This window comes from Hydrocarboniphaga sp. (genome assembly GCF_028291725.1).
Classification (GTDB): domain Bacteria; phylum Pseudomonadota; class Gammaproteobacteria; order Nevskiales; family Nevskiaceae; genus Hydrocarboniphaga.
This window is the reverse complement of sequence record NZ_JAQGNT010000013.1, coordinates 26,057-51,501: the sequence shown is the minus strand read 5'-3', so window position 1 is coordinate 51,501 and position 25,445 is coordinate 26,057. Positions and strand designations below refer to the sequence as shown.

General features: G+C 61.1%; 23 protein-coding genes. 11 read left to right on the top strand and 12 right to left on the bottom strand.

Annotation, left to right across the window (positions count from 1 at the left end):
• Positions 1-34: 34 nt before the first annotated feature.
• Positions 35-1,594 (bottom strand): long-chain-fatty-acid--CoA ligase, encoded by a 1,560-nt coding sequence (locus tag JWQ90_RS04225; protein ID WP_299689868.1) that lies wholly within the window; start codon positions 1,592-1,594, stop codon positions 35-37.
• Entirely contained in the window at positions 1,595-3,940 is a 2,346-nt protein-coding gene (locus JWQ90_RS04220) for a TonB-dependent receptor (RefSeq protein WP_299689866.1), read from the bottom strand.
• Positions 3,941-4,170: 230 nt separating this feature from the next.
• Between JWQ90_RS04220 and JWQ90_RS04215 the strand changes: the two genes are divergently transcribed.
• The 3 genes from JWQ90_RS04215 (at position 4,171) to JWQ90_RS04205 (ending at position 7,331) form a co-directional block, all read left to right on the top strand.
• A complete protein-coding gene (locus tag JWQ90_RS04215; protein WP_299689864.1) occupies positions 4,171-4,860 on the top strand; it encodes a MarR family transcriptional regulator in 690 nt (229 codons plus the stop codon).
• A gap of 868 nt (positions 4,861-5,728) precedes the next feature.
• The gene (locus JWQ90_RS04210) at positions 5,729-6,502 is read left to right on the top strand and encodes an SDR family oxidoreductase (RefSeq protein WP_299689861.1); all 774 of its coding nucleotides are present in this window, start codon (positions 5,729-5,731) and stop codon (positions 6,500-6,502) included.
• Positions 6,503-6,548: 46 nt separating this feature from the next.
• Positions 6,549-7,331 carry a hypothetical protein gene (locus JWQ90_RS04205; RefSeq protein WP_299689857.1) on the top strand — a complete coding sequence of 261 codons (783 nt, stop codon included), beginning with the start codon at positions 6,549-6,551 and terminating at the stop codon, positions 7,329-7,331.
• On the opposite strand, the gene JWQ90_RS04200 is transcribed toward JWQ90_RS04205, so the two are convergent.
• From JWQ90_RS04200 to JWQ90_RS04175, 6 genes are all read right to left on the bottom strand, one after another.
• The gene (locus JWQ90_RS04200) at positions 7,306-7,659 is read right to left on the bottom strand and encodes a Rieske (2Fe-2S) protein (protein ID WP_299689854.1); all 354 of its coding nucleotides are present in this window, start codon (positions 7,657-7,659) and stop codon (positions 7,306-7,308) included. The genes JWQ90_RS04205 and JWQ90_RS04200 overlap by 26 nt on opposite strands.
• Positions 7,656-8,435, bottom strand: a complete 780-nt coding sequence (locus JWQ90_RS04195) for an SDR family oxidoreductase (RefSeq protein ID WP_299689851.1) — start codon at positions 8,433-8,435, stop codon at positions 7,656-7,658. The genes JWQ90_RS04200 and JWQ90_RS04195 overlap by 4 nt, the downstream gene beginning before the upstream one ends.
• Before the next feature lie 130 nt (positions 8,436-8,565).
• A complete protein-coding gene (locus JWQ90_RS04190) occupies positions 8,566-9,972 on the bottom strand; it encodes an aromatic ring-hydroxylating dioxygenase subunit alpha (RefSeq protein ID WP_299689848.1) in 1,407 nt (468 codons plus the stop codon).
• A 130-nt stretch (positions 9,973-10,102) separates the two neighbouring features.
• A complete protein-coding gene (locus JWQ90_RS04185; protein ID WP_299689845.1) occupies positions 10,103-10,252 on the bottom strand; it encodes a hypothetical protein in 150 nt (49 codons plus the stop codon).
• 118 nt (positions 10,253-10,370) lie between these two features.
• Positions 10,371-11,357 carry a helix-turn-helix domain-containing protein gene (locus JWQ90_RS04180; RefSeq protein ID WP_299689842.1) on the bottom strand — a complete coding sequence of 329 codons (987 nt, stop codon included), beginning with the start codon at positions 11,355-11,357 and terminating at the stop codon, positions 10,371-10,373.
• Between the two features lie 40 nt (positions 11,358-11,397).
• Positions 11,398-12,138, bottom strand: a complete 741-nt coding sequence (locus tag JWQ90_RS04175) for a hypothetical protein (RefSeq protein WP_299689839.1) — start codon at positions 12,136-12,138, stop codon at positions 11,398-11,400.
• A gap of 599 nt (positions 12,139-12,737) precedes the next feature.
• On the opposite strand from JWQ90_RS04175, the gene JWQ90_RS04170 reads away from it, so the two are divergent.
• Positions 12,738-13,346, top strand: a complete 609-nt coding sequence (locus JWQ90_RS04170) for a TetR/AcrR family transcriptional regulator (protein WP_299689836.1) — start codon at positions 12,738-12,740, stop codon at positions 13,344-13,346.
• A gap of 226 nt (positions 13,347-13,572) precedes the next feature.
• On the opposite strand, the gene JWQ90_RS04165 is transcribed toward JWQ90_RS04170, so the two are convergent.
• The 3 genes from JWQ90_RS04165 to JWQ90_RS04155 are packed head-to-tail and all read right to left on the bottom strand — an operon-like array spanning position 13,573 to position 17,302.
• Positions 13,573-14,331 carry a hypothetical protein gene (locus tag JWQ90_RS04165; protein WP_299689833.1) on the bottom strand — a complete coding sequence of 253 codons (759 nt, stop codon included), beginning with the start codon at positions 14,329-14,331 and terminating at the stop codon, positions 13,573-13,575.
• Positions 14,324-15,910, bottom strand: a complete 1,587-nt coding sequence (locus tag JWQ90_RS04160; RefSeq protein WP_299689830.1) for an NAD(P)/FAD-dependent oxidoreductase — start codon at positions 15,908-15,910, stop codon at positions 14,324-14,326. The genes JWQ90_RS04165 and JWQ90_RS04160 overlap by 8 nt, the downstream gene beginning before the upstream one ends.
• Before the next feature lie 42 nt (positions 15,911-15,952).
• Positions 15,953-17,302: an FAD-dependent oxidoreductase gene (locus JWQ90_RS04155; protein ID WP_299689827.1), complete on the bottom strand. Its 1,350-nt coding sequence runs from the start codon at positions 17,300-17,302 to the stop codon at positions 15,953-15,955.
• Positions 17,303-17,596: 294 nt separating this feature from the next.
• Here JWQ90_RS04155 and JWQ90_RS04150 point away from each other — a divergent pair, with 294 nt between their 5' ends.
• The 7 genes from JWQ90_RS04150 (at position 17,597) to JWQ90_RS29100 (ending at position 24,436) form a co-directional block, all read left to right on the top strand.
• A complete protein-coding gene (locus JWQ90_RS04150; protein WP_299689824.1) occupies positions 17,597-18,688 on the top strand; it encodes a spirocyclase AveC family protein in 1,092 nt (363 codons plus the stop codon).
• Positions 18,689-18,841: 153 nt separating this feature from the next.
• Positions 18,842-20,032 (top strand): OmpA family protein, encoded by a 1,191-nt coding sequence (locus JWQ90_RS04145; protein ID WP_299689821.1) that lies wholly within the window; start codon positions 18,842-18,844, stop codon positions 20,030-20,032.
• Positions 20,032-22,629 carry a TonB-dependent receptor gene (locus JWQ90_RS04140; RefSeq protein WP_299689818.1) on the top strand — a complete coding sequence of 866 codons (2,598 nt, stop codon included), beginning with the start codon at positions 20,032-20,034 and terminating at the stop codon, positions 22,627-22,629. Before JWQ90_RS04145 ends, JWQ90_RS04140 begins: the two co-directional genes overlap by 1 nt.
• Positions 22,630-22,733: 104 nt before the next feature.
• Entirely contained in the window at positions 22,734-23,363 is a 630-nt protein-coding gene (locus JWQ90_RS04135; RefSeq protein WP_299689815.1) for a DUF1295 domain-containing protein, read from the top strand.
• Positions 23,364-23,385: 22 nt separating this feature from the next.
• Positions 23,386-23,745 (top strand): hypothetical protein, encoded by a 360-nt coding sequence (locus JWQ90_RS04130; RefSeq protein WP_299689812.1) that lies wholly within the window; start codon positions 23,386-23,388, stop codon positions 23,743-23,745.
• A 10-nt stretch (positions 23,746-23,755) separates the two neighbouring features.
• A complete protein-coding gene (locus JWQ90_RS29105; protein ID WP_366919433.1) occupies positions 23,756-24,046 on the top strand; it encodes a hypothetical protein in 291 nt (96 codons plus the stop codon).
• Between the two features lie 12 nt (positions 24,047-24,058).
• Positions 24,059-24,436, top strand: a complete 378-nt coding sequence (locus JWQ90_RS29100; protein ID WP_366919432.1) for an AMP-binding protein — start codon at positions 24,059-24,061, stop codon at positions 24,434-24,436.
• Here JWQ90_RS29100 and JWQ90_RS04120 read toward each other — a convergent pair.
• A complete protein-coding gene (locus JWQ90_RS04120) occupies positions 24,348-25,421 on the bottom strand; it encodes a spirocyclase AveC family protein (RefSeq protein WP_299689806.1) in 1,074 nt (357 codons plus the stop codon). The genes JWQ90_RS29100 and JWQ90_RS04120 overlap by 89 nt on opposite strands.
• Positions 25,422-25,445: the final 24 nt, after the last annotated feature.

Here is a 25,445-nt window from a genome sequence, read left to right as displayed (position 1 = left end):
TTTGATGATGGGTTGGATAGCGATGCCATCGCGCCTAGCCACCGATGCGACGCTCATGGCCTGCCCAGAACGGATCGCGCAGCTGATACTTGACGACCTTGCCGAAGGCGTTGCGCGGCAGCGCTGCGACAAACTCCAGCGAGCGCGGAATCTTGAATCCGGCAATGCGCGTGCGCAGGAAAGCGGTCAACTCCTCCGCCGTCGCGATGCTGCCGGGCTTTAGTACGACGATGGCGTGCACCGCCTCGCCCCAGCGCTCGTGCGGCACGCCAATCACTGCGGCTTCCTGTACGGCCGCGTGCAGCACCAGCTCGCGCTCGATCTCGGCCGGATAGATGTTCTCGGCGCCCGATACGATCATGTCCTTGTAGCGATCGGTCAGGTAGAAATAACCGTCAGCATCGCGGTAGCCGGCGTCGCCGCTGCGATACCAGCCGTCGCGAATCTGCAGACGATCTTCATCGGGCCTTCTCCAGTAGCCTTTCATCAGGCCGAGGCTGCGCACCCAGATCTCGCCGACCTCGCCCTGCGCCACCGGCTCGCCATCGATGCTGCGGACATCGAGTTCCGCCGTCGGGCCGGCCTTGCCGATCGACAGCAGATGTTGCGGTTGCGCGGGATCGTGATCTTCCGGCGCGAGAAATACACAGGTGCCGGCGACTTCGCTCATGCCATAGCCCTGAGCGAAATCGCATTTGAAAACGGTCAGCGCTTGGGTCAGTGTTTGCGGCGCAATCGGCGATCCCCCGTACATCACCAGGCGCAGGCTGGACAGCTCGTAGTCGGCGATCCGCGGCGAGGCCAGCATCATGTTGATCAGCGTCGGCACGAGCAGCCCGCGCGTCGGGCGCTTTTCGGCGATCGCGGCGAGCAGCGCTTCCGGATCGGCCGCGTCCATCAGCAATACCGCAGCCCCGCGATAGAACGCCATCATCGTCGCCGACAGGCAGCCGATATGGAACAGCGGCAGAGCGGCGAAGAGTTTCTCCTGCGGCTCGTTCCATTGCATCCACCTGCCCAGCCCCAGCTCGGCCTGGCGCGGCGCGATGAAGCCGCGATGCGTCAGCTGCACGCCCTTGGCACGGCCGGTGGTGCCACTGGTATACAGCAGCACCGCTGTATCTTCAGGATCGGCGGAAGGCACTTCCGCAAGATCGCCGTCGGCGAACCAGGTCTCGAGGTCGTGTGCGCCGGTCAGCGTGTCGATGCTGAAGCGGCATAGTTTGTAGCCGGTGTCGGATACGGCCGCTTCGAAATCGCGATCCACCATCGTCAGCGCGGGCTGGGCGTCGTCGAGTACCTGTGCGAGCTCGGCTGCCGCCAGTCGCCAGTTCATCGGTACGAAGATCGCGCCGACGATACTGCAGCCGTACAGCAGCAAAAAATACAAATCCGGATTGCGGCCAAGGAACGCCAGCCGGTCGCCCTTGCCGATGCCCTCGCGCCGCAGCGTCGCCGCAACGCGGCAGCTCTCGCTCCACAGCTGCGCGTAGGTCAGCTGCCGCTGCCGATACTCGATCGCCAGTTGCGCGGGCTGCACCGCCGCGTAATGGCGCGGAAGCTCGGCCAGCGTGCGGATCGCGGCGCTGCTCATTCAGAAATCCCAGTTCAGACGAATGCCGTAGACCGCCGGCGGCGCCAGCGCGTCGAGCGCGCCGAAGTCGTTGGTGAAGCGGCTGTAGTTGTATTTCTCGTTGAGGATGTTCTTGCCGAACACCGTCATCCGCAGATTCCATTGCTCGTACAGATAGCTGATGCGCGCGCCCATGACGCCGTAGGCCGTCTCGTGATTGAAGTCGGTGTTCTGCGGCAGGTAGTAGAAGCCGCTGTTGTAGTAATAGTCGGTCGCCAGCTCCAGCGGCCCGCCCGGCACGTCGAAAGTCTGGCTCAGGCCAACCGTTCCGGAGAACTTCGGCGAGCGCACGATCTGCTTGCCGGTGTAGTCGTTGCAGGCGTTGTAGACACCCAGATTGTTGAATCCCTGGCCGCAGGGGAAATCGGTGTAGCGCGGGTCGAGCGCGGCGCCGCCGATGGTGAACACCAGGCCGTTGAACACACTCGGGAACAGCTGGCTGGTCACGTCGAAATCGACGCCGCGGACACGCGATGCCGGTGCGTTCTGGAACGTCACCGCACCACCGGCGAGCAGCGAGATGAACTGCACCTGGTCGTTGCGGATCTCGTACCAGAATGCGGCGCTGCTCAACCGGGTCGTGCCTTCGAACAGATCGGTTTTCAAGCCGACTTCATACGCGGTCAGCTTCTCGGCCTTGACCACGTCCGGCTCGGCGAAACGCAGGAAGTTGACGACGTTGAAAGTCGAGCTTTTGGTAGCGGTCTGGTAAGACAGGTACAGCAGGCCGCCGTCCCAGAGCCGGAATTCCGGTGAGATTTTCGGGCTGAAGCTCGTCGTGGTGTCGCTCTCGCCGGAGAAGTCGGTGTACTTGATGCCGGGGCCGTCGCCCGGCGTGTTCACTGCGCCGCTGGAGTCGACGATGGTGCGCTTTTCCTGCTGCAGGCGGCCGCCGAGCGTCAGCGCGAACCAGTCCGTGAAGTTGTACGTGCCCTGCGCGTAAAGCGAGTTGGAATCGGTATCGAGAATGCCGACTGCATTGAGCAAGCCGTCGTCGAGTAGCGGCGGGACGCCGAGCGGCCCCAGCACCGGCGCAAGCAGTGCGTTGACGCCGCTCAGCAGCGAGCCGGCGACGCCGAACTGCGCCGGGTTAAGTCCCTGCCGCCCCTTGAAGAAATAGTAGCCGGCGATCCATTTGAGCTTGTCCGAAGCCCATGAATCGGCGTTGGACACGATCTGGGCTTCGGCGGTCTTGACGTCGGCAAACTGGAAGGCCTCGAAGTAGACCAGGGGCGTCGGCGAGCCGTCGAAATCATATTCGGATTCGGTATGCAGACGCTGATCGCTGGCGATCAGCTTGACGTCGAACCAGTCCGTGTTCAGCGTGCCCTGGCCGTAGATCACGGTGTTCGCCAGGTTGAAGTAATCGCCGGCATCGTTGGCGCCGCCATAGCCGGTCTGCGGCGTGATGACCGCGCGGAAGTCCGGCGCCGGATCGGAGTTGGTCGCGAACATCGTGCTGACGCCGGTCTGTTCGATATGAAAGCCCGCCAGTGTCAGATCCAGATTCTCGATCGGGTCCCAGCGCAGCTTGACGCGCGCGCCGCGCGCGATTTCCTGCGGCATCGGGTTGCCGTTGATGGTGCCGTCGAGATAGCTGTCGGCATTGTTGTAGATGCCCGATACGCTGACCGCGAAGTTGTCGGCGATCGGAACATTGACGTGCGCGCGCGTCTGCACATCGTTGAAGCGCTGGTAGCTCGTCTGCAGCGATACCTCGGTGTCGGTGAAGCTCGGCGCCTTGGTGTACACGCTGATCGCACCGCCGACCGCATTGCGTCCGAACAGCGTGCCCTGCGGGCCCTTGAGCACTTCGACGCGCTCGATCGCGCCGAAGTTCTGCGCCTGGCCGTGCGCGAACGGAAAGTAGATGCCGTCGATGTACAGCGCGACGCTGGGATCACCGAGCAGGAACGCATCGGAGCCGACACCGCGCAGGTAGGTCACCGTGAAGCCAGCCTGCGAGCCTATCGTCAGGCCCGGCGTCACCAGCGGCAGGTCCTTGGGATCGCTGACGCCCTTGGCGTCGAGCATGTCGGCACTGAACGCGTTAATCGAGATCGGCACGTCCTGCAGGTTCTCTTCGCGCTTCTGTGCGGTAACCACGACCTCCTCGATCATGCGGCTGTTGCTGTGCGCGCGCGGCTCGGTGGCTTCGGCCGCGCCGGCGACCGGGATCGTGTCGAGTTCCGCCGCAGCGGCGGGCTCAGGCGCTGTGGCGGAGGATTGTGCCCCGGCCGGAAACGAAATCAGCAACAAGCCCAGAACCAAAGTCCACGACTGCTTCCTGATCATGCCCGTCTTCATGCCCGTCTCCTCCATCGCATTTTGAGATCGATGGGCTTTTCGCCCTTTTAGGTTCATGCTTAACCAAACCGTACACCATGTATACCATTTATTTTGGCGTATCGTAAACATGTGTACTAAATTAATGCAGCCGGTAAAGCGGCCTGGATGCGGCTCGGCTACTGTTCAGTGCGTCAGCGATGCCGGATCATCTGCGCTTCATTCAACCGCCATGGCGAAGGATCTTATTCATGCCGCAGCAGAGGGCCGCGATCCAGACGGGCTTCCTGATTCACGATGTCACCCGCCTCGGTCACCAGATCTTCGACGAGCACATCAAGCCGCTGGTCGGCATCACCCGGCCGCAGTGGTGGTTGCTGATCAGCCTGACCAACCGCGACAGCCATACGATGACCCAGGTGGAACTCGCGCGGCTGCTCGACATCGGCAAGGTCGCACTCGGCAAGATGGTCGACAGGCTCGAGGCCAAGGGCTTCGTCGTCAGAACCACCGACAACGAAGATCGCCGCTCGAAAAGCGTGCGGCTGACGCAGAAAGGCGAAGAGCGTATCCGCCACGCGGAGGAAATCGAGAACGAACTGAGCTTGCGCTTCATGCTCGGCATCGCGCCGGACAAACAGCGGGAACTGGAGCAGATGCTGGCGACGATCAAGCAGAACCTGCTGACGATCGCCGCCGCGCCGGCACCGCCGGCCCGCGCGCACCGTGCACCGTGCACCGGCCAAGACCACGCGCCGCGCCAAGAGCAGCCGCTGACGCAGCCGCTGACGGATCAGGCAGGCGCTGCGAGCGACCGCTTCGGCAGGCGCGACACCACGAACAGGTTCGCGAGTCCCCAGATCACCGCTGCCGCCCCCAAGGCGAGCCAGGGCAGCGAACGGAAATACGGCGGCAGGTACAACAGGCCGGCCAGCCAGTAGAAAACCGGGATCGCGGTATAGCCAACCCACATCAGCCGCGACTGGCCAATGCTCGATCGGCGCCGCAGTATCAGCGACATGCCGAACGGCGCGCACCAGAACGCGGTGAGCCCGAATGCGAACAGATAGAGATCGTCGACCAGCACCGCCTTGACCGCAATCCAGACACCGGTCGACAGCGCCAGGCCACCCAACACCAGCGCCGTGAACACCGCGCGCGACACCTGCGGCAGCAGTTCCTGGTGGCCGTAGCGCAGCAGCTGCCACAGGAACACCCAGGCCGACGCGGACGTAAGCACCAAGCCAAGCCAGAACAGCTTCAGGAACCAGTGATCGTATTCGACGAACCACTTGTGCCAGAGCAGCGCGTAGCTCATATCGTGCGGGATGAAGAAGTACAGCCCCGCGAGCGGCATCGTGTAGACGCGGTCGCGAAAGCCCAGCCGCATCGATTCGAAATAGTAGATCGCGTTGCCGAGCAGCGCCGCGCCGCACAGCAGCAGCACAGGCACCGGATGAGCATCGACGGCGGCAAGAACGGCAGCGGGATCGTACATCGCTAGCTTCCTCCCATGGCCGCGCTCGGCCGCGTCAAGATTGTCGGGCCGGAGCCCGACCCACATTCCGCCGCGGGTTCGGTGCTTTCCATGAACCTGGCGCAGACCGTAGGGCGGGTCGTGACCCGCCGCCTTTGTTCGGGCTCGACGACGGCGGGTCACGACCCGCCCTACACCGGGTCATGGCCCATGAGCAGGTCCGCAAGGAACACGCGGCTTTCCAGGTACGTATACATACCGTACTCTATGCTTATCAACGGCGCAATTCACGACGTCGGAATCGAGTGCGGCGGCACCAGCGGAGATCGAGCGTGTTCCAGGAATTGAGAGAATTAAAAAAAGGCGCAGCCGTGATCATCGGCGGCAGCGGCGGGCTCGGCATCGAGATCAGCCGCAGCTTCGCGCGCGTGGGCAGCGCCGTGGCGTTCAACTATCACCAACGCGCACAGCGGGCCGAAGCGCTGCATTCCGAATTGGCGGACGCAGGCGCGCGCGCGCTGATGCGCCAGGCCGATCTCGCCGATGTCGGATCGATCCGCGCACTATTCGACGCGGCCGAACAACAGTTCGGCAGCATCCACACCGTGGTCTACGCGTCGGGGCCCACGGTGCGGATTTCGGCGATCGCCGATCTGCCGCCGGAGGAATGGGCCGGCATCGTCAACGCCGACGTCAACGGCTTCTTCAACCTGGTGCATGTCGCGATCCCGGCATTGCGGCGCTCGCGTGGATCGCTGGTCGCGCTGTCCACCGCCGGCACGCGCCGCTTTCCGCCGCTGGACGTGATGTCGGCCGGGCCGAAAGCCTCGGTCGAGATGCTGGTGCAGGGCATCGCACGCGAAGAAGGCCGCAACGGCATCCGCGCCAACTGCGTCGGCGTCGGCCATATCGACGCCGGCCAGGGTCTGACCATTCAGCAGGACCCGCGCGGCAAGCGCCTGGCCGAGCGCGTGCTCGCCGCAACGCCGTTGCGGCGCCTGGGTACCGCTGCCGATATCGCCAATGCGGTGCTGTTTTTCGCATCGCCGATGGCGAGCTTCATCTCCGGCGAAATGCTGTGCGTGGACGGCGGTGGGCATGTTTAGCCCGAACTTCAGCATAGACCCGATCGACCCGGATCAGGAGTAGCGCATGTACGATCCCGTCGCGACACTTCAGGCCATCGACGAGCACGTCGTGCCGATCATGCTGCTCAATGCGCTGGCGCTGATCGCCAACGTGATCTACTTCGGCGAAGCCGTGCGGCTCGCGGCGCGCGATCGTCTCTACACAATGCCGCTGGCGGGCACGCTGCTGTTCATTCCTCATGACCTGTCGTACATCCTCAACTACGACAAATGGTTCAACCAGTACCATCACTGGTTCAGCGAGCTGTACTGGTTCGGCCTGATCGCGACGCTGGCGCTGGAGCTGCTGTTCCTGTACCAGACGATAAAATACGGCCGAAAAGAGCTGTTTCCGAGGCTGACGCAGAGGTCTTACACTGCGCTGCTGCTTGCCGGCCTGCTCGGCGTCAGCGTGTTCTGGTGGGTGCTCAAGCAGAACCTGGCGGACGATCTTTATGTCGTCAGCTTCTTCGTGACGACGATGCTGTGCCCGATGCTCAGCATCGGCCTGTTGGTCAGGCGGCAATCGGCGCGCGGCCAGTCCACTCTCATGTGGATCGCGTTCTGCGCGATGGTGATCGCATACTTCGGCTGGACCCAGTACCTGGGTGACTACTTCCGCTCGTTCTGGTGGCGCGCTTTTGCCGTCGTCGATCTGGGCTGGGGTCTGGCGATGCTGTGGCTGGTCCGTTCGATTGGCGACGTAGGTCGGCAATACTTTGCCGACATCGCGTCGGCGACAGGCACGTCGGCGACAGGCACGTCGGCAAAGGATTGCCGACCTACGTCGGGCGTGCCCACAGCGTGACCGGCTTGTTGCGCAGGTCGGCGTAAATCGTCTGGCCGTCGACGCGCGCGGGGAACAGATGCAGCGGCGCAACCGCCGGGCCTGAGCGCGCTGCGCCGGTCCGCAAGTCGAAGCAGGCACCGTGAAACGGGCACGAGATCTGGCCTGCCATCAGCTTGCCGCGATCCAGCGGCCGGCCCATATGCGTGCAGTGGTTGTGAGCAACGACGACGTCGGCGCCATCCAGCATCAGCAGCAGATCGATGCCGTAAATGCTGCGCACCAGCTTGCGCTCACCGGCGAAGTCCGCGATGTCCGCAAGCGGCGTCCACTCCGGAAAATCGCTCAAAGCTGCAGGCCGCCATCGACGGCGAGACTCTGCCCGGTGATGAAGCTGGCCTGGCGCGAGCACAGGAACAACACCGCGTTCGAGATATCGTCAGCCTCGCCGAAACGCTGCAGCGGAATGGTCTTGGTGCGGATCGCCTCGCGGGACTGCTCGTCGAGCTTTTCTTCGAGGCCTTTCTTGCCGAGGCCGGCGTTGATCCAGCCCGGGCCGACGCAGTTGGCGCGGATACCGAAGCGGCCGGATTCCTTGGCGACACCACGCATCAGCATCTGGATCGCCGCCTTGGGCGCCGCCGACATGATGTCCGCTACCGGCACGCGCTCGACCGCGCTGGTGATGACCGCGACCAGGTTGCCGCCGTCGCCCTGCGCACGGAAGGCGCGCACTGCCGCCTGGATCAGATGGAAAGCACCGTTGAGGTCGGCGTTGACCACGTGGTGCCACTGCTCGTCGGGGATCTTGCCGATGAAATTGAACTCGAAGTGCGGGCCGGCGGCGTAGATCACGTCGGCGATGCGGCCGTGCCGGCTCGTCACCTCGGTGAACAGCGCGTTCACCTGCGCTGCGTCGGCCAGATCCACGCGATGACAATCGCAGCGGCCACCGTCAGCCTCGATCTCGGCCTTGATCGCGGCTGCCCTGGTTTCGCTGCTGTGGTAGGTGATGGCAACCGGCAAGCCGGCTTTCGCAAAGGCCCTGGCGATCGCCTCGCCGAGGCCGCCGCTGCCGCCGGCGACGATCACCACGCCGGCTTCGAAATCGAGGTTGAGCCCCATGTTCACGATGTCCTGATGGGTTGAGAGGGACAACGTCGGCAAGGGATTGCCGACCTACGGTCCGATCGAACGAGTAGGTCGGCAATCCCTTGCCGACGTGCCCGGCGAAAGGCTGTGATTCCACAAGGTCTCAAAGACCGAGCGTCTTTTCCAGCACTTCGTGGAAATGCAGGATGCGCTGCTCCTGGTAGCGGCCGAACGTCGCCACGGCGCGAGTGTCGGACGCCGCCCGCAGGCCGCTCTGGATGCGTGGCAGGTTGCTCATGTCCTGGTCGAAGATCACCGCCAGCAGGCCGATCTCGGGTGCGCTGTTGAACAACTCGTCGAAGCCGATCTCGCGGATCGGCGCGGAAGGCGGCCGCGGCGCCCCGCCACCCGGCAGCGGCGCGGTAAGCCTGACGCTCATCACCGACTGGTTGGGGTCATCGCCGTAAGGCAGGAACTGGTACACCAGCGGCAGACCTTCGCCGTACCAGGGGCAGAAGTTCGGAAACATGTGGTATTCGACGCTGTCGATCATCGTCACGTCCGGCCAGGACGAGAAGTCGCGTGCCAGCCCGGCGCCCATCATCTGCCGGCGCCATTCGGCAACCTGGGCACGGCCGCTCAGCTTGGAGTCGACGTCGAAGCTCGGCACCGGCACGCCCGGCATCGCCAGCGCGAACGCCTGGAACGCATAGTTGGCAGCCTCGGCGATCGAGGCCCCGTCGCCCAGGTGCGGGCTCGGCGTCGCCAGCGGCGTGATCAGGCGGCTGATGTGGGCATCGCCCTGCTCCCAGATGTCGTACTGCGTCGATGCGTCGCCGGTGAAGCCCAGCGATTCGGTATGCGTCTCGACCACGTGGTAGGACTCAAGGAAAGCCTCCATCGTGATTTTCCAGTTGGCGCGGACCCGCTTGCGGATATGGAAGGCGGTAAAGCGGTTCTCCGGCTCCCAGCTCTTGAAGTGATCCGGCATCACGCCCAGGTAATTTTCCAGCGGCGCCGCATCCGGATCGGGATTGATGAAGACGAAACCGCCCCAGGTCGCGACCCGGGCTTCGGGCAGCTTGAACTCCTCGGTCTTCACCTGCGGGAAATCCCAGCGGCTCGGGATGTTCTTAAGGCTGCCGTCGAGCTTCCATTCCCAGGCATGGAACGGGCAGCGGATGCTCTCGCTCCAGCCGTTGCTGGAGCACAGCTGCGTGCCGCGATGCAGGCAGCTGTTGTTGAACGCCCTGATCTCGCCCGGGCCGCTGCGCACGATGAACCAGGACAGCGTGCCGACGTCGTACTTGTAGCGGTCACCGACTTCGGGGATGTCTTCTTCCCGGCAGGCATACTGCCAGGTCTTCTTCCAGAGTTTTTCTTTCTCGAGTTCGGCGAACGCCGGGTCGTAATAGCGCGACAGCGGGATCTGCCTGCTCGGCGGCAGGTAATTGCCCTGCTGCTTCAGGCCGGCCGGTACCGCGCGGCTGTCGGCCTCGAGCAGGCCCGTCACCAGGGGGCTGGCCTTGGAAGAAAAACCTCGAACGATGTCGCCGAACTCTCCAGCCATGATGCTCTCCGAATAATGGAGCGCGCCGACGCTGCGCGCACCGGTGATCGCCCTGAATTTTCGGTAGTTTGGACCTCATGTGAATGGTACGCAAGCAATCGGTTTCCGGCTGTCCATGACTGCGGCTCGATCATGCGCGCTGCCCGCCCGCCTCGCGGTGGACCGCCTTCATCGCCGGCAAAGTCATGCCCACAACCCAGATGAAAAAGATGAATGCGGGGATATAAAACGCAACGACACCGTTCCACGAGAACGGCCCTTTCTTAAACCAGAAAATCATGCTTGAAACAACAACGGCTGCGACTTCGTGTCGCAACCAACGCCGAAGCTCACGCGAGGCGAAGGCTTCGCGTGCAGCGCCCTATTGGGGCGCGATGGTGGCTGCGCAAAACTTATTTCTAGGCCGCAGCGGCGGCATCCCTAAATCGATCTTCCCGAGGCGAGCGCCCGTAACGGGCTTTGTAGACTCGACAAAAATGGGCAGGGTCCTCGAAACCCCAGTCGCCCGCAATCTCGATGATGGTCCGGTGTTGCACCCTGGGGCTCATCAGCATCTCACGGGAAGCTTGAAGGCGATGCTCACGGATGAGGCTCGCCACAGACACCGGGGAAAGTGCGGCGAATGAGGCATGCAGATAGCGCGTGGAGACGCGGCAATGTTCCGCGACACGCGCTGGATCAAGTTGGGGATCACTCAAATGGGAGGCAATGAATGCCATCGCGCGGTCCAGCGTTCGCTGGTGGGCGTGCGGCCCCGGGCTATCGGGTACACAACTATCGGCGAGTCCCGTCGCGACGCCCCCTATCAGCTCGAGCAGGTTCGCCCCCAGTCGCTCCCTCTCGGCCGGCGACAGAAACGGGCCATCGTTGAGTGCGACATCGAACATGGAAATCATCATGCGGCCGCTGCCGGGCAACAACGGAATCTCGCGACCACAAGCATCGTCGAGATTCGGAATCTGCCGCCTCAGCAGCGATCCGGAGACGCGGACATGCATCGCGGAGAAGAACTTGCCAGGCACTTCAGAGCGGATGCGGGCACTGAACGGCCGGTTGGTCGAGAGGAGTGTGCAAGTGCCCGCTCTCAGTTGGATATCCGAGCCGTTCTGGCAGATGCCGAGCTGCGCAGCAACTGGTGCGCATACCACGTAATAGTCGACTCGATTCATCCGAATGTGGCGTTGGTCCCGTGCGCCCCATTGTTCTCCCAGGCCGCTGTAGCGCAGCACGTCCACGGGACCCACCTGCAGACCTGCCAATGAGGGTGGGCGGCTGCGAGCACAGACATCGCTCTGATACTGCATTGCGCACAGCTCGTTGCGAATCACGGCGGTGAAGTGCGGCGGTTCGGCCGGTGATCCCATCGAGTGAATATCAGATGTCATAGCGCCCTCCGAAACAGAACAACGCTGAAATCTCGAACCTTCATGATGAGGCCGCTGCTAACAATGGAGAGAGGCTCATCGAAGTCAGTCGCGCCCGAAAAATGGCCTGACGCAGTACATAGAAGTTCAGAAGAAAAAAACCGCTGAAGACGACAACGGGAATCCACAGGCCGAAGAGTCCGTTCCAAGCGAATGGCCCACTATGGAAGAAGAACAACATCTGATCGGGCAGAATCATAACAGTCAGCCACAAATTGGCGTATCCACACCAACGCGGGAACGGAGCCTCGGGACGGCGGTCCAGTAGCGCCGCCGCTGTCACCGCGAGCGGCATCGCGAGATAAAGCGAGACACCCCCCAGAAACTGAAGCCAGGCGAGATCGTTCATCAGGTAGATCAGCTCCGCCGAACGATCCGGCCGGAACGCTGCGACCAACCACCAGATGGCTGGATAGAATGTCAAGGCCATGTTGCCGGCGGCGCCAAGAAGGAACGTGTAAGTCAACATGCCCGCCCCTCGCTCTACCTGGGCAATGAAGTGCGTCATGGCGGCGGCAAAAGGGATGAAGATCAGCGCGGCAAACATCACGATCAGCATGCCGATGCGAATTCGCACATAATCGCTCTGAAATAGAGCACTGATTTGTTCGGCCGTATGGGTCGGTGGCGTCGCCGGCAGAAAACCGGCAACCAATCCCCAACCGCCCAGGACCGCAGCAAGGTAGAGAAGTGCGCTCCACGCACCGAACATCAATAACCCGGACTTTGCACTCTCATCCACAGCATCACCTCCGGGCGGCTACCGCCTTACTTGCGCTGGCCGCCGAATATGCCAGCCGTTGTCTGCACCAGCCTTCATTGCCTCAGAGAAACACCACAGCCCAAGCACTGCTACAGGTTCTCGATAGCAGATCGCGACACAGCTGAATAGAGTCCAACGACCCGACGCTTTAGGGGGATGGGACATGCCTTAAGACGAGGCACGGTGCGCGCCGCTGTCGTGGGTCTGGCGGTCTGGGTCGCGACGGTGCCGGCTTCTCCACCCGATACCCGTAATTACGGGTTATCGCTGGCCCAGTGTTGAGCGGATTGTTCAAAATGTCTCTCCTCATACTCGGGCCGTTCTGTTGCGGCTCAGATCAATGTTCATCGCCGTCTGTCGTCGCTTTCGATGCAGATTCGCGTCTCGTACCCAACAGCGCTCAACCTGCGGAGCGCCAGCTCGCGGGGGCGACTTGGATGTTATATTGACTAAACATTCACATTCAATTCGTGTTCTAGTCGCGACTGTCATCGATGGCAATTAAAGTTCCACGAGATTCTGGAAGGGCCGCCGGCCGTCGCCGAAAGATTCCCCGGCAGGTCCGCTCGGAGGCGACGGTGGCCAGTATTCTGCAGGCCACGGTCGCGCTCGCTGAAAAGGAAGGATTTAAGAGGTTGACCACCCCTCGTATTGCCGCGAAGGCCGGAGTCAGCATCGGTTCGCTTTACCAATACTTTTCAGATCGAGAGGCGATTTACAGCGCCCTGTATGACGCGACATCGACCGAGTGCGCCGTTGAGGTGCGCGCCAACATGATGAAGATGGTGAACGAGTCGCCGGAGCGGGGCATGCTGGCAATGGTCTCGGGTCTATTGGCCGTGTACGAGCACAATGCGCTGATCTTGCTCAGGCTGGTGAACGACGTGCCCGGTATGCGCGAGCGGACCATGATGCTGTCGTCGTTTGAGTCGTTGGTACGTGCCAGCATTAAGCTGTATGTAAAGCTGCATCTAGCCAAAGGCAGCGAAAGCAAGATGGAGACCCAGCTGTTTCTGATGGAAAGCGGTGTTGTTCATGCAATACAACGGTATGCACTCGAACGACCGCCGCTCGTCTTGCGCGAAAAGCTCCTCAAGGACCTTTCGAATACGGTCCTATATTATCTGAACGAAGAAGTGAGAATCAGTGGAGGTCGAGTGAAATCGACAAGGGCGACAAAGCCTTAGGGGTCGAAACGCAGCCTCACCCAGAGACCTTCAAGGCCCCTCTGTTTTGCCCTCGTTACCGAACCACTGGTCGAGTCGCGATTGTATGCGTCGACTCATTAACCGCTGCGAGTGTACTTTTTAGAATGGATACTGCAGACGCAGGCCGATGGCTCTAGGATCGCTGGGCTCCTGGAGGCGCCGGGATTGCACGAAGACGGAAGCGTGTACAAGAGGCTCTCGTCAATCAGTTCGAGCCGAGACGGGCGACAGCGCGCTCAAGAGTGGTGATTCGCGACTCGATATCTTGGTCAAAGTGCGTTTCATCGTCCCGATTGATCGCACGGATGGTCATCAGTGTGGTGCCCACTACCCATAGAAAGTAGACGGTGACGGCAACCCAGAACCCGAGGATGCCGTTCCACGCAAATGGTCCTGTTTTGAAGATGAAGACCCCGAAGGTGAGCCCGACACCGACCGCACACCAGAGTTGGAAGAACGCGAACCAGCGCGGAAAGACGGGATCAGGGCGCGAGTCGCGAAACGTAACGACAGCAAGGGCGACCATCTGAAACATCCCGGTGCAGACGATACCCAGGAACGGTAACCACCCCAAGTCGTTGAAGGTCTGAACGCGCGTAGCGTCATCCGGCCGGAAGGCGGCGACGAGCCAGAACGTGCATGGATAGACGAACTCAATTACTACGCAGCCCTGCGCCGCGACCCAAGCCCACATGAGAGGTGCACGCGGACCTTCTATGCGAAGGATCTGCGCAGACACGGCGCCTCCCCATGGCAACAAAAGCGCTGATGCAAAAATCGACAGCACCATGCCGATACGAATCCCCAGGAGGTTGGCTCGGTAGAACTGTGCAATGTCGTCTGCCCCCTCCATCGGAGATCGAGGCGGGACGAATCCTGCAAAGCCTACCCAGCCGATGAGGAACAGCACGATGAAGCCAAATACCGAATAGGCGCACCACAGTTGTACGCGCTTGTCACTCACTGGCTCCCTCCTCGTGCATCGCGGTTTCAGCGGCCAGCCGACCGGGCCAGCCGCAAACACCACCGGACGGATGCGAACCTGCGCCAGCCAGATACAGGCCCCCGAACGGCGTCTTGTAGCCGCCCAGACCCGGAGCGGGGCGGTTCATCAGCATGCGCGACGGGATCATGTCGACGTGGAAGTAGGCGCCATTGGGCGCACCGAACTGCTCCTCAAAGTCCTTGGGACAGTGCTCGATACTGCCGATCTCCAAATCGAGCCCGTCGACATAGTGACTGACAGCGGAGCGGATCTGCTGGCTGTACTCCGTCTTGCACGCATCCCAGCCGCCGATGGGATTGATCGGCGTGTTCACGTACAGATAGAACACGTCCTGACCCTTAGGCGCGATGCTCGCGTCATTGGCGGACATGATGGAGAAGTACAGTGGTGGCCTGAAATCCACGGGCTCGCCGCGCAGGCTAGCCTTGTGCTGGGCGATGTGCTGCTCCAGCGTGCCGGTCATAAACGTGGTTTTGCGCACGTCCATGTCATCGCGCCTGGCGCGCATGGCCACGGCCTTTTTGTAGGTGATCCGGCCGCCGACGGCGTAATCAATCTTGAACGGCGCCACCGAGACGGAGTTGGCGGGAATGAAGTCGATCTTCGTGCGCAGCTTCTCGTCCACGACCGACGCCGGCAGCAGTTTGCCCAGCACTACCTGCGGCGCACAGTTGGCAAGCACGGCATGGCGGGCGAACAGCTCCTGGCCGCCGACGATGCGCACGCCCTTGATGCGCTTGCCGTCGAGCAGCAGTTGCTCGACCTTGTGATTGCAGCGGATCTCGCCGCCCTTCGCCGTGAGCGCCCCCTCCATGGCCCGGATCATGCCGCTCATGCCGCCCACGGGCCGGAAGATGCCGGCGCGATGCACGCTGCCGAAAGCGGCGAGGTATACGCCGCTGGCTTGCACGGTCGCCGGCGCGAACATGCAGGCCCAAAACGCCCACAGTCCGCGCATGGCCTCGGACTCGAAAGTCTCGGCAATCATCTCGAACGCATTGACCGACAGCATGCGCCCCAGCACCTTGCGACTCTTGCGATCGATCGCGGCCTTGAGTGCCATCTTGATCAGCAGGCTCTTGGGAATCTGCGCCGGGTGGTAGGGCATGATCCCTTCGAGGCCGCCCATCACCAGGTCGATCGCGCCGCGCACATCGATGTAGGTTTGCGCGTCCCTGGGCGAAAAGTATTTAATCTCCTCCACGGTGCGGTCGAAGCTGTTGTGCAGCAGCAGTGTTTCGCCGTCTTCACCCATCCAGCCGTAGGGCGCGGCCATGGGTATGGAGTCGTAGCCGTACTGGCGCAGACCGAGAAAGTCGATCATCGGGCTATGCCCCATCAGAGCGTCGTCCATCGCGCCGATGCTTAAGTGATGGTTGGGCGCCGCCGTGACGAACGGGTGGCTCACGGAAAGCCCGCCGGTGATCGCTCGCTGCTCGACCACTAGAACTGACCTGCCGGCTTTGGCCAGGGTGCAGGCGGCTGTCAGGCCGTTATGCCCGGCACCGATGACAATGTAGTCCCAGGACTGATTCATGCGCTAAGTACGGCCCCCACGATCTATTGAACAGCGCAGTCTTCAGGCCGCTTTAAGTTGCGGAGCCGATTCGACGCTCTTGCCAATTTTTGACAGGACACGATCGGCGGCCTTTTCTCCCCATACCACCGCCGCTTCCATGGAGCCCGCGCCAAACAGGTCGCCCGCCAATTGCACGCGTGAGGGCGCGAGATTCGCAAAAAGTGTCGAAGTTCTGCGGTAGAAGCCAGGGGAGGCAAAGTAAGCGGTGCGGGGCTCTCTTCCCACGTGACCGAAGACGAAGTGCCCCTTCAATTCCGGATACCAGTTCTCGATGCGCTCACGACCCCAATCGATGATCGCTTGATCGGACATCGCCGCAAAGCGATCCCAGACGGCGTCGTCGGTGTAGATCGTGAACAGGCTGTGGCCCGGCGGCGCCCGATCGGGCGCCTTGTTGTGGACGAGCGCGAACATCATTAGGTCCGGACTTTCGATGGTTGCGGCCTGGGCTACATAGGCCTTGCTTCTCGTGGCGACGCTGTAGCCCAGCTTGAGATCGATGAGTCGGCAGTACTTGAGAGAACGTCCGAAATCCCCTGCATATTTTGCCAATCCCGGGAAAATACGCTCGGCATCGTCGTACTGCGCCGAGACGATGCAGTGGTCGGCTCGTAGCGTCTGGGCAACGCCGTCGGCGTCGACGACACCGACATCGACGCCACCACCCTGTTCAAGCACCTTGGCTACCCGCATGTTGTAGCGGACCCTCAGCTGGGTCGCGATGCCTTCGGGCACGCGGTAAAGGCCACCGAGGATCGTTACCATCGACGAAGCCCAACTATTGACGCCGCCCAGGGCCGTCAGTTGCGAGACCTTGCCCATTTCGGAACCCCCCAGCGTGCGCATCAGCGGATCGATCAGATAGTCCGCCGCTTCGCGTCCAAAGGCCTTGACCGCAAAGTCCTCCGCGCTTGTCTTGGGATCGTCCAGCGCGGCGAGCTCGCCCAGCTTGAAGGCGTTGGCGGTCTTGATCAGTTTGAAGTTGCGGATCAGACCAATCGCGAGCTGTAATTTCGCTTTCCACGACAGAAACGGCGTGAATAAGAGAGACAATGGACTACGGGTGTCGATGTCGACCATCTTGCCGTTGCGTAGCGAACTGATCACCGTGCTGCAATCGACGATATCGGCTTCCAGCCCCGCCGCCTTGGCCAACGCGAAGAAGCGGTGATAGCTGGCGGCCGATATCTCCGGACACATGTCCACGAGAAAGCCGTGGGTGCGCATTACCCCGCAGCGGCCACCGGGACGCGTACTGGCTTCCACGACTTCGACATCAACGCCAGCCTGCTGCAGTCGATATGCCGCCGCGAGCCCCGAAAGGCCTGCACCCACTACGACAACTTTCATGATTGAGCTTCCTGTCGCCTTGATTTCGGAGCCGCGTAGACGATCCCCTCATCCGCCGGACCGATAGTCGGTCATCGCCGGCTTAATGCGGATTGCATTGAGCGAGCATCGTAGGAAACCTTGTTCCTGTCTTGCCATGCAGCGAATCGGCTCTAGTAAATCCGCGCACTCCGAATCCGCAGCGGGGTACGGATCGACAAATGCTAGTTCACGCAAATGCAAGATCGCAACGAGCCAATGGGGCAGGCTACAGGACACAAATCACAAGTCCCTTCTGCTCCGGAGCGCGCTGCCATGAGGATCGCAACATCATCGACATCAGTTGAGACCGGCACCGTCATATCAGCAGCGCGTACACGAGCCTTGGATGTCCCCGCACATCGGGCGAGTCCGGTTGCGATCTGGGCCGCGCTGGGAGGGCTGATCTTCTGTTTTCAGGCCTATGTCCTTCTCAAATGGATGACGGGGCCCTATTTCGTTCCAACGCCGACGGGACCGGACAAACTATCGCAAGCACAGAGCGTCTACTTCTTGTTTCTGCAGATCGCCGTACCCCTGGGGGCTTTGTACTGTCTGATGAAATGGGTGGCGCTTCCCCGTATCCGTCTTGGCCATCTCACGGCAGACGGTCGCTTGTTTCTCGCGGGAACGCTCATTTTCTTCTGGGATATGAGCATGAACTACTCGTCGACCAGTCTGCTCTATAACTCGCACATGCTGAATTTCGGCGCATGGACCCTGGGTTCATGGCCCATGTGGTTCAGTCCTGCTGCGAATCTCCTGCCCGAGCCCGTATTAGTGACGATTCCGGGCTATACCGCTCTGGTGACGACGCAGGCACTCTTCGTATGCTGGCTACTTCGCAAAGCCAAGGTCCGTTGGCCGCGGCTTGGGATTCTCGCCAGCGTTGCCCTGATCATCGTCGGCTGCACCGTTGTTGATTCCACTATCGAATTATTGCTGATCCGCACCGGCGTATACGCATATCCCGGTGCTATTCGTTCATTTGCCATTTTTCCGGGACAGACCTACCAATTTCCTCTGAATGAGGGAATCCTGTTCGGTGGGCTTGGTGTCGGCTCCATGACGGCGCTGCTGTTTTTCCGCGACGATAAAGGTCAGACCTTCGTGGAGCGCGGTATCGAATCGCTGAAGTACGGCCCGGTGGCGAAGGGCTGGCTGCGTGGATTCGCCGTCTTCGGCTACTGCCACTTGATGTTCATCATTCTTTACGCGATTCCGATGCAGTTCTTTTCACTTCATGCCGGCGCATTTCCCGAAGGTTACCCCTCGTACATGCTCAACGGCATGTGTGTGTACGGCGTTACCGGCGATCAATGCCCGGGGCCCGGCGTGATGATTCCACGGATCGACACCCCGCAGTAGCCGCTGGCCAGCGCCTGTTGCGTTTTCTATAACGCGATCCGTAATAGGGATCGCTCACATGGGCTTCATGTACGTCTAAAAAGGGGAGAGGCCGCGCTGTAGGGCCGGTTTCGTAGGTGGCATCGAGATCACCAAATGTATGGAGGGAGAAAATTGACCATCAGATCCAAGCAGAAATTATTGTGGTCCCTGCTTGCATTCGCGGCCGGGGGCGGCCCATGCGAAGCGAACGCCCAAGACATCGCACGAGCGCTCTACAACGGTCCGTATGCGGCGATCCTGGGTCAATTCGACAGAACCGATGGCGACAATGAGTTGGGCGACGGAAGCGGCGTCACCCTTGCCGGTGGAATACGCCGAGGTGCAGTCGGATTTGAGGCGCGCGGCAGCTATACCTTCCACGGACACGGTACCGCTCTCGGCGCCAGCGTGGACGGCCTCGTTTTTCCGATAGACAAACTCTCCGGCCTATATGCAATCGGCGGAATCGGTTTGACCAACGTCGACGGCTACCCTGGCGTCGGCGACAAGACGTTCAATAACACGACCCTCAGCGGCGGAATGGGCTACCTCCTTCCGCTGCATTACAGCCGCTATGAATTCGGGCTTCGTGTTGAGGCCCTGTATCAATACGGCAAGAGGAACAAGCGGTCGCAGGACCAAGTGCCACCGACAGTCGACCTTCCGGTGGAGTCCTCGTTCCGGGACGTCATTCTGCAGGTCGGTCTGCAATTTCCATTTGGGGCGCCATTGCCGACCGAGCCGGAGCCTGCGGTGCCGGCGCAGGTGGTCCCTGTCGATCAGCCGCCGGCGGTAGCACCGGAACCCATGCCGCCTTCCCTGCCACCGCCGCCTTGCGAGGTTCCGGCAGCGGGGCAGCCCGTTTCGCTGGCGGGTTGCAGGACTGGCGATAGCTTCGTGTTGCGGGGCGTGACTTTCGAATTCGACAAGGCTCGCCTGACACCCGACGCCAAGATCATCCTGGACGGGATTGCCGACGCCTTGCTGACTCAGCCGGGCCTGTCCGTCGAACTGGACGGACATACCGATGACCATGGCGCGGCTGCCTACAACCAGAAGTTGTCTGAAACTCGGGCGCGATCGGTACTGGACTATTTGGTGCTCCGCGGCGTCGACGGCGGTCACCTCCAGTCCCGGGGCTTTGGTAAATCGATGCCGGTTGCGGACAACGCGACCGACGAAGGGCGCGCGCTCAATCGGCGGGTTGAATTCAAGATTTTAAGCGGACCGGACGCCATGCAAGCTCAGCCGGCCGCACTCGGCGCTGCGGCGACGGCGCTGCCGATCGAGAGTTCCGATGCGGGCGCTGAGGGAGGCAACTGATGCGCATATCAGAAGCCTGTTCGGCCATTGAGCGTGACTTCTCCCATAAAACCAATAAGCCCTGCGATAACGCGATGGAGATCGGAAAGATGTGCAGGACATTGTTCAGCTGCATTTTCTATTGGATGGGGGTGGGGGTCGCATCGGCGCAGCAGGGAACCGACTCGGATCCCGCACAAGGTTCCGCCCAAACCGCTGAACAGAGCCTGCCGCCGAACGATTCCAGTGCCGTCGTTGGCGCTGGCGCGTCCTACGACGCCGTACCCGTGGCGAACGCGACGGCAGAAGCTGAACCTGCCACGACGCGCGAACGCTCCTCAACCAACTCGATCATTGAAGAGGTCGTCGTCACGGCGCAGAAGCGGGAGGAGAATGTTCAAAACGTTCCGATCTCGATCAGCGCCTTCAGCGCGGAGAAACTGGAGGCGCTGGGTGTCAAGTCGGCCGATCAACTGGGCAAGATCACACCTGGCTTGACGTTCTCGAACCAGGCGGGCTATTCGCTGATTTTTCTACGCGGCGTCGGTAACAACGCGTTTCTTCCTTCGGCGGATCCGGTCGTCCCGATTTATCTGGATGGAGTGGCGCTTCTGGCAGGCCAAGGTGTAACCAGTACTCTAGGCCGCGTCGAGCGAGTCGAGGTGTTGAAAGGCCCTCAAGGCACCTTGTTCGGGCGCAACTCGACTGGAGGTGCCATCAGCATTGTCACACCCGATCCAGGTCCTGATCTGACGGCTGACGTGCAGTCCGAATTGGCTAACAACGGAACGCTGAATGAGCTGGTGTTCCTCAATCTGCCAATCGCCGACGGCCTGGGGGCAACGCTCACCGGCTACTCGCAGCAGCATGATCCATACACCACCAATCTCGCAGGGGCTACTGTTGCTACGTATTCGCGAGGCGGCCGCCTGAAACTTGTCTGGAACGTGACAGAGGATCTCTCGTTTAATGCCTCGGCAAGCTACGGCGAGCAATCCTCCAACGCTGGCACCACCGGTCAACTTACACGCGTTGCGCCTGATTTTTCATTGATTATCCCGCAGGACCCGAAACTGGACTACCACTATAGCGAGAATGTCGTCGGTGGCTCGGTTACGAATATGACGTTCTTTGCTGGCGGCGGAAACTGGCGGCTGCCTTGGGTCGACCTGAAGTTCATCGGCTCATATCAGCACCAAAATAGTCCATACCAGGCATATGACTACGACGGCAGCACGCTGCCGGTGCTCTCGTTCAACTCCTACGACCTATACTTTCGCCAATCCAGCGCGGAGCTGCAGGTTCTGTCTTCAGAAAGTACTCCGCTCAATGAGTATTTCTCTTGGGTCGGCGGTGTCTACTATCTGGACGGGACAGGAGGCTACCCGCACTTGAATCTGTCGGTTGCCAACGGAAACCAGTCAGCTGGCGTGCTAAGCATTATTCCCTCGTTGGATGGATTCATTAACAGCCTAAACGGACTCCTCGACACGGTCGGAATCGGGCCGATCGCGGGTTTGACGGGCCCGATCACGCTGGTATCCGGCGGTCTGCTCAATACCGAGTCGCTGTCCGGATACTTTCAAGGCACGACGCACTTTCAGGATATTTTCGATCTCTCTCAAGAACTCAATCTGATCCTGGGGGCTCGGGTCGATCATGAATCCCGGAGCCTGTCGGACAATCGCCTGGGCATCGTTCAGCCGGTCGGCACGTCAATGAACGAAATCAGGCTGATTCCTTTCAGTGTTCCCGAGGTCACTGCCCTGCAGGTTCCGATCAAGGTCGGCCTGCAGTGGTTTCCGGTAGAGCAAACCCAGTTGTATGGCTCGTTCTCCCGGGGATTCACCGCTCCCACCTACAGCACCGTAAACTTCTTCGGGCCGCCCAATGCCGTTAAGGGAGCCAAGACCAATGCGTACGAGCTCGGCGCGAAGACCGAGTTGTTCGACAGAGCGCTTAGGCTCAACGGTGCGGTGTTTTACACCGACGTATACAACGCCATTACGGGCTTTGCCTCCATTACCTCAGGTGGCGTCGTTGAGTTCGATAACGTCCCGCGCTCAAAGATCAAGGGCGCTGAGATCGATGCGACGTGGCAGCCTCTGCCTGACTTCGATCCCGGTCTGGTCATCTTGGGAAGCGCCAGTTACCTCAACGCGAAGTACACGAAGTACCCTGATGGCCGCGGCTATGATCCGAATACCGGTTTGTCATTCGGCCCTGGAAATCCCGTACCCGTGCTCGGGGCGGCCCGCGATTTCAGCGGCAACGATATCGATCGGACGCCGCACTTCTCCTACAACCTGGGGATCAACCAGAGCTTCCCGCTCGGAGAGACCGGCGAACTGGGAATCAATGTCGCAACCAACTACAGCGACGGCTTTTTCTTCGACCCTCAGAACGCGCCCGAGTATGCCAGCCCGTCCTTCCAGTTGTGGGATGCCAGCGTCGCTTATACCTACATTCCGTGGAATCTACGGATTACTGCATTCGGTAAGAACCTGACCAAAGAGTTGTATCCCGCTTCGGTCTTCGTGCTCGATACCGGCCGCTTCCAAGAGCCGAACGATCCCCGCACGTTTGGTCTGCGACTGCAATACACATTCGGAGTGTGAGCCGACAGGCGATGCCGATTCAGTTGATCACGACATCTGAATATCCAATTGTAAGAGACGCCATCGATCGGCGCTGCCCATTTATGGCTTGGGGAACTTTCGTAATGACTGATGTACTTCTCAGACTTGGCTTCGATCTGACGAGCAATTGGGGCGTCTTTTGGCTCTGTACCGCCTACACGTTTCTGGTTGTCACGATCATTTTGGTGATCGGCAACTTCCAGACCGATCACTCGATGATGGATGGGTACTATGGGTTTGGATATGCGATTCCGACGCTGATCGCGTTCTGCGTGGTCGGTGCTAAGTCGCAAACTGCAGCGGTTCTACTGCTGATGTGTTCCTTACACGGCTGCAGGCTCGGGATGTACTTGTCCAGGCGCTGGCTGGGGTATCGGCGCACCACCGGCGGGGGCGACCAGCGCTACATGGGTTTCGTCAAGAAGTTTGCACCGGGCTACTGGTGGAAAAGTTTCTTCGTCGTCATGGAACCGCAGGCGATCGTCATTGCCGTCATTTGCCTGCCGGCAGTCTTTGGTGTCCTGGCTGCCAAGGACGTTGCGGGTGGCGACCTAAATGGGCTGTCGCTGATCGGCATGGCGCTATTCGGCTATGGCTACTACTTCGAAGTGGTCGCTGACGGGCAGCTGCAGGCCTTCAAAGCCGACAGCAACAACAAGGGTCGCTATCTGCGCACAGGCGTGTGGACGCACACGCGGCATCCCAACTACTGAGGCTTACCCGGTTTCGCATGGCTTGTGGATTTATTACGACTACCAGCCGTTGCGGATTTGGAACGGCACCGCTCCGCTGACCTGGAACTTCCTCAACAGCGCCTGCATGCTCATGGGCGCTAGTTTGATGTACGTCACGCTGCCGTCTCTTAAAGGCTGGAAGCAGATATTGATCGTACCCATGGGGCCGATGGGCGCGCTGATGGGTCATGCGGGCGCTGGCTTCCCGATGTACAACGCCATGAACACGGATTGGCCACATTGGATCATCCAGGCGTCCGGTGTGGCTACCGTGGCGCTGACGCTCATGATCGTTTGGATCTGCACGATCTTGCTAACACGACGATCGCTGCGACTTTCAACAAACGGCTGTCTGGGCTGACGCTGTTGCAGTGCGACGGTGCGCCTCAGGTCATCTTGCCCTGAATTCCTTTGGGCCCGAAGCCTTCGGCCCGGCGGGCTGGAAGGGTGAGCAGCGGCCTGCGCGCTATACCCCCAAGGAGCTTTCCGAATTCGGCTATCTGCTGGCGCAGGATGTGCGGCGCATTCCCGAAGTGCAGAAAGGCCTGGAATCGGAATACTTCAAGGGCACGCGACTGTCGGAATCCGAAATCCGGATCCGGCATTATCTGGCGGAGATCGACCGGCTCATCGGGCGCTTGCCGTCCGAGCCGTCGACCTGACGCAGTCTGCAGATGCCCATCGGTACCGCAGCGCTCCATCAATCCCATTTCCAGGCCGAGACCAACGTCGACTTTCTCGACTGGTCGGTCGGGCAGCTGCTGCGCGATGCGGCGCAGCGGCAGCCCGAGCGGCTCGCGCTGATCGCGCCGCGGGCCGATCAGCCGCCACGGCAGTGGACGTATCGCGAACTGCTGACTGATGCCGAACGCACGGCGTGTGCGCTGCTGCGGTGTTTCAAGCCCGGTGATCGTGTCGCGACCTGGGCGGGCGGCAGCGTCGAGATCGTGCTGCTGCATCAGTTCACAACGGATTGTTTTCCGGTCGCGGCATCATCACGCCCGGCCCCGGGCACTGGTTGCGCTCGACGCCGTAGGTGCACATGCCGTTGAGCATGTACGAGGGATAGCCTTCCGGGTACGGATCGGAGTGCGTGGCCAGCCACTGGTTCGGAATCGTGAACACCACGAGCATGCTGAGGTGCACGTAGGCGAACAGCGCGAGGAACTTGACCCACTGCCGGCCGGCCTTGCCGATGCGCAGCTTGTCGATGCCCTGTTCGACAAAGGTCTGCCCCTTGTCGTCGCGGTACAGCAGCAGCACCATCGTCATGCCGATGGTCAGACCGCCGTAGGTGAGGCCCTCGGTCAGCGGGAACTGGTAGGTTTCACCGGCGAACAAGGTCAGTTCGCGAATGCCGCCCGGATAGGCGTAGACGCCGGTGCGCAGCAGCAGCGATTCAAAGATCGTGTCCAGCACCGCCAATGTCGCGATGCCGATCAGCGCAAGCCGGAACTTGCTCAGAGACGGCCAGCGCTGCTTGCAATGGTTGAGCATCGCCAGCACCGGGAAACACAGCGAGTAGCCGATGATGGTATAGCCCACGATGATCAGCAGCAGCGGCTCCGGCAGGTTGTTGCCGTTGGGGCTGGTCCAGCCCGGCGTCGAGCCCAGCGTCCAGGTGCCGAGGTTCACCATGTAGGAGTTGTACAGCACCGTCGCCGAGGTGTAATTCATCATCGGGTCCTGGAAGAACAGCGTCAGCCAGGCGATGTAGAGCATGCCGGTGGTGGTCAGCTGCCCTTCGCGTATCCACGGACGGATCACGAAGTACCAAAACGCGAAAGCCCCCATCAGCATCGCGACGATCTGCACCCAGAAAATGAACTGCCCCATCACCGGCGGCAGCGGGTCCGGGCCCGGATCGGTCGGCACCGCGCGGCCGCTGATGAACCAGGTCGCGAATACCGCGATGATGAACACCGCGATCGCTGCGCCGGCATAGGCCCAGCGCAGCACCGGCGGCGTCGCTTCGCGGAACAGCGGCACCGCTGCGGAAGTCGACTTTTGTGCCGTACTTTTCATCACCTTCGACATGCCGATCTCCCAATCACTTGCCTG

Bases quoted from the DNA above. Each gene is read 5' to 3' on its own strand.
- JWQ90_RS04225 (WP_299689868.1), bottom strand. From the start codon at position 1,594: ATGAGCAGCGCCGCGATCCGCACGCTGGCCGAGCTTCCGCGCCATTAC.
- JWQ90_RS04220 (WP_299689866.1), bottom strand. From the start codon at position 3,940: ATGAAGACGGGCATGATCAGGAAGCAGTCGTGGACTTTGGTTCTGGGC.
- JWQ90_RS04215 (WP_299689864.1), top strand. From the start codon at position 4,171: ATGCCGCAGCAGAGGGCCGCGATCCAGACGGGCTTCCTGATTCACGAT.
- JWQ90_RS04205 (WP_299689857.1), top strand. From the start codon at position 6,549: ATGTACGATCCCGTCGCGACACTTCAGGCCATCGACGAGCACGTCGTG.
- JWQ90_RS04195 (WP_299689851.1), bottom strand. From the start codon at position 8,435: ATGGGGCTCAACCTCGATTTCGAAGCCGGCGTGGTGATCGTCGCCGGC.
- JWQ90_RS04190 (WP_299689848.1), bottom strand. From the start codon at position 9,972: ATGGCTGGAGAGTTCGGCGACATCGTTCGAGGTTTTTCTTCCAAGGCC.
- JWQ90_RS04185 (WP_299689845.1), bottom strand. From the start codon at position 10,252: ATGATTTTCTGGTTTAAGAAAGGGCCGTTCTCGTGGAACGGTGTCGTT.
- JWQ90_RS04180 (WP_299689842.1), bottom strand. From the start codon at position 11,357: ATGACATCTGATATTCACTCGATGGGATCACCGGCCGAACCGCCGCAC.
- JWQ90_RS04160 (WP_299689830.1), bottom strand. From the start codon at position 15,910: ATGAATCAGTCCTGGGACTACATTGTCATCGGTGCCGGGCATAACGGC.
- JWQ90_RS04155 (WP_299689827.1), bottom strand. From the start codon at position 17,302: ATGAAAGTTGTCGTAGTGGGTGCAGGCCTTTCGGGGCTCGCGGCGGCA.
- JWQ90_RS04150 (WP_299689824.1), top strand. From the start codon at position 17,597: ATGAGGATCGCAACATCATCGACATCAGTTGAGACCGGCACCGTCATA.
- JWQ90_RS04140 (WP_299689818.1), top strand. From the start codon at position 20,032: ATGCGCATATCAGAAGCCTGTTCGGCCATTGAGCGTGACTTCTCCCAT.
- JWQ90_RS04135 (WP_299689815.1), top strand. From the start codon at position 22,734: ATGACTGATGTACTTCTCAGACTTGGCTTCGATCTGACGAGCAATTGG.
- JWQ90_RS29100 (WP_366919432.1), top strand. From the start codon at position 24,059: ATGCCCATCGGTACCGCAGCGCTCCATCAATCCCATTTCCAGGCCGAG.
- JWQ90_RS04120 (WP_299689806.1), bottom strand. From the start codon at position 25,421: ATGTCGAAGGTGATGAAAAGTACGGCACAAAAGTCGACTTCCGCAGCG.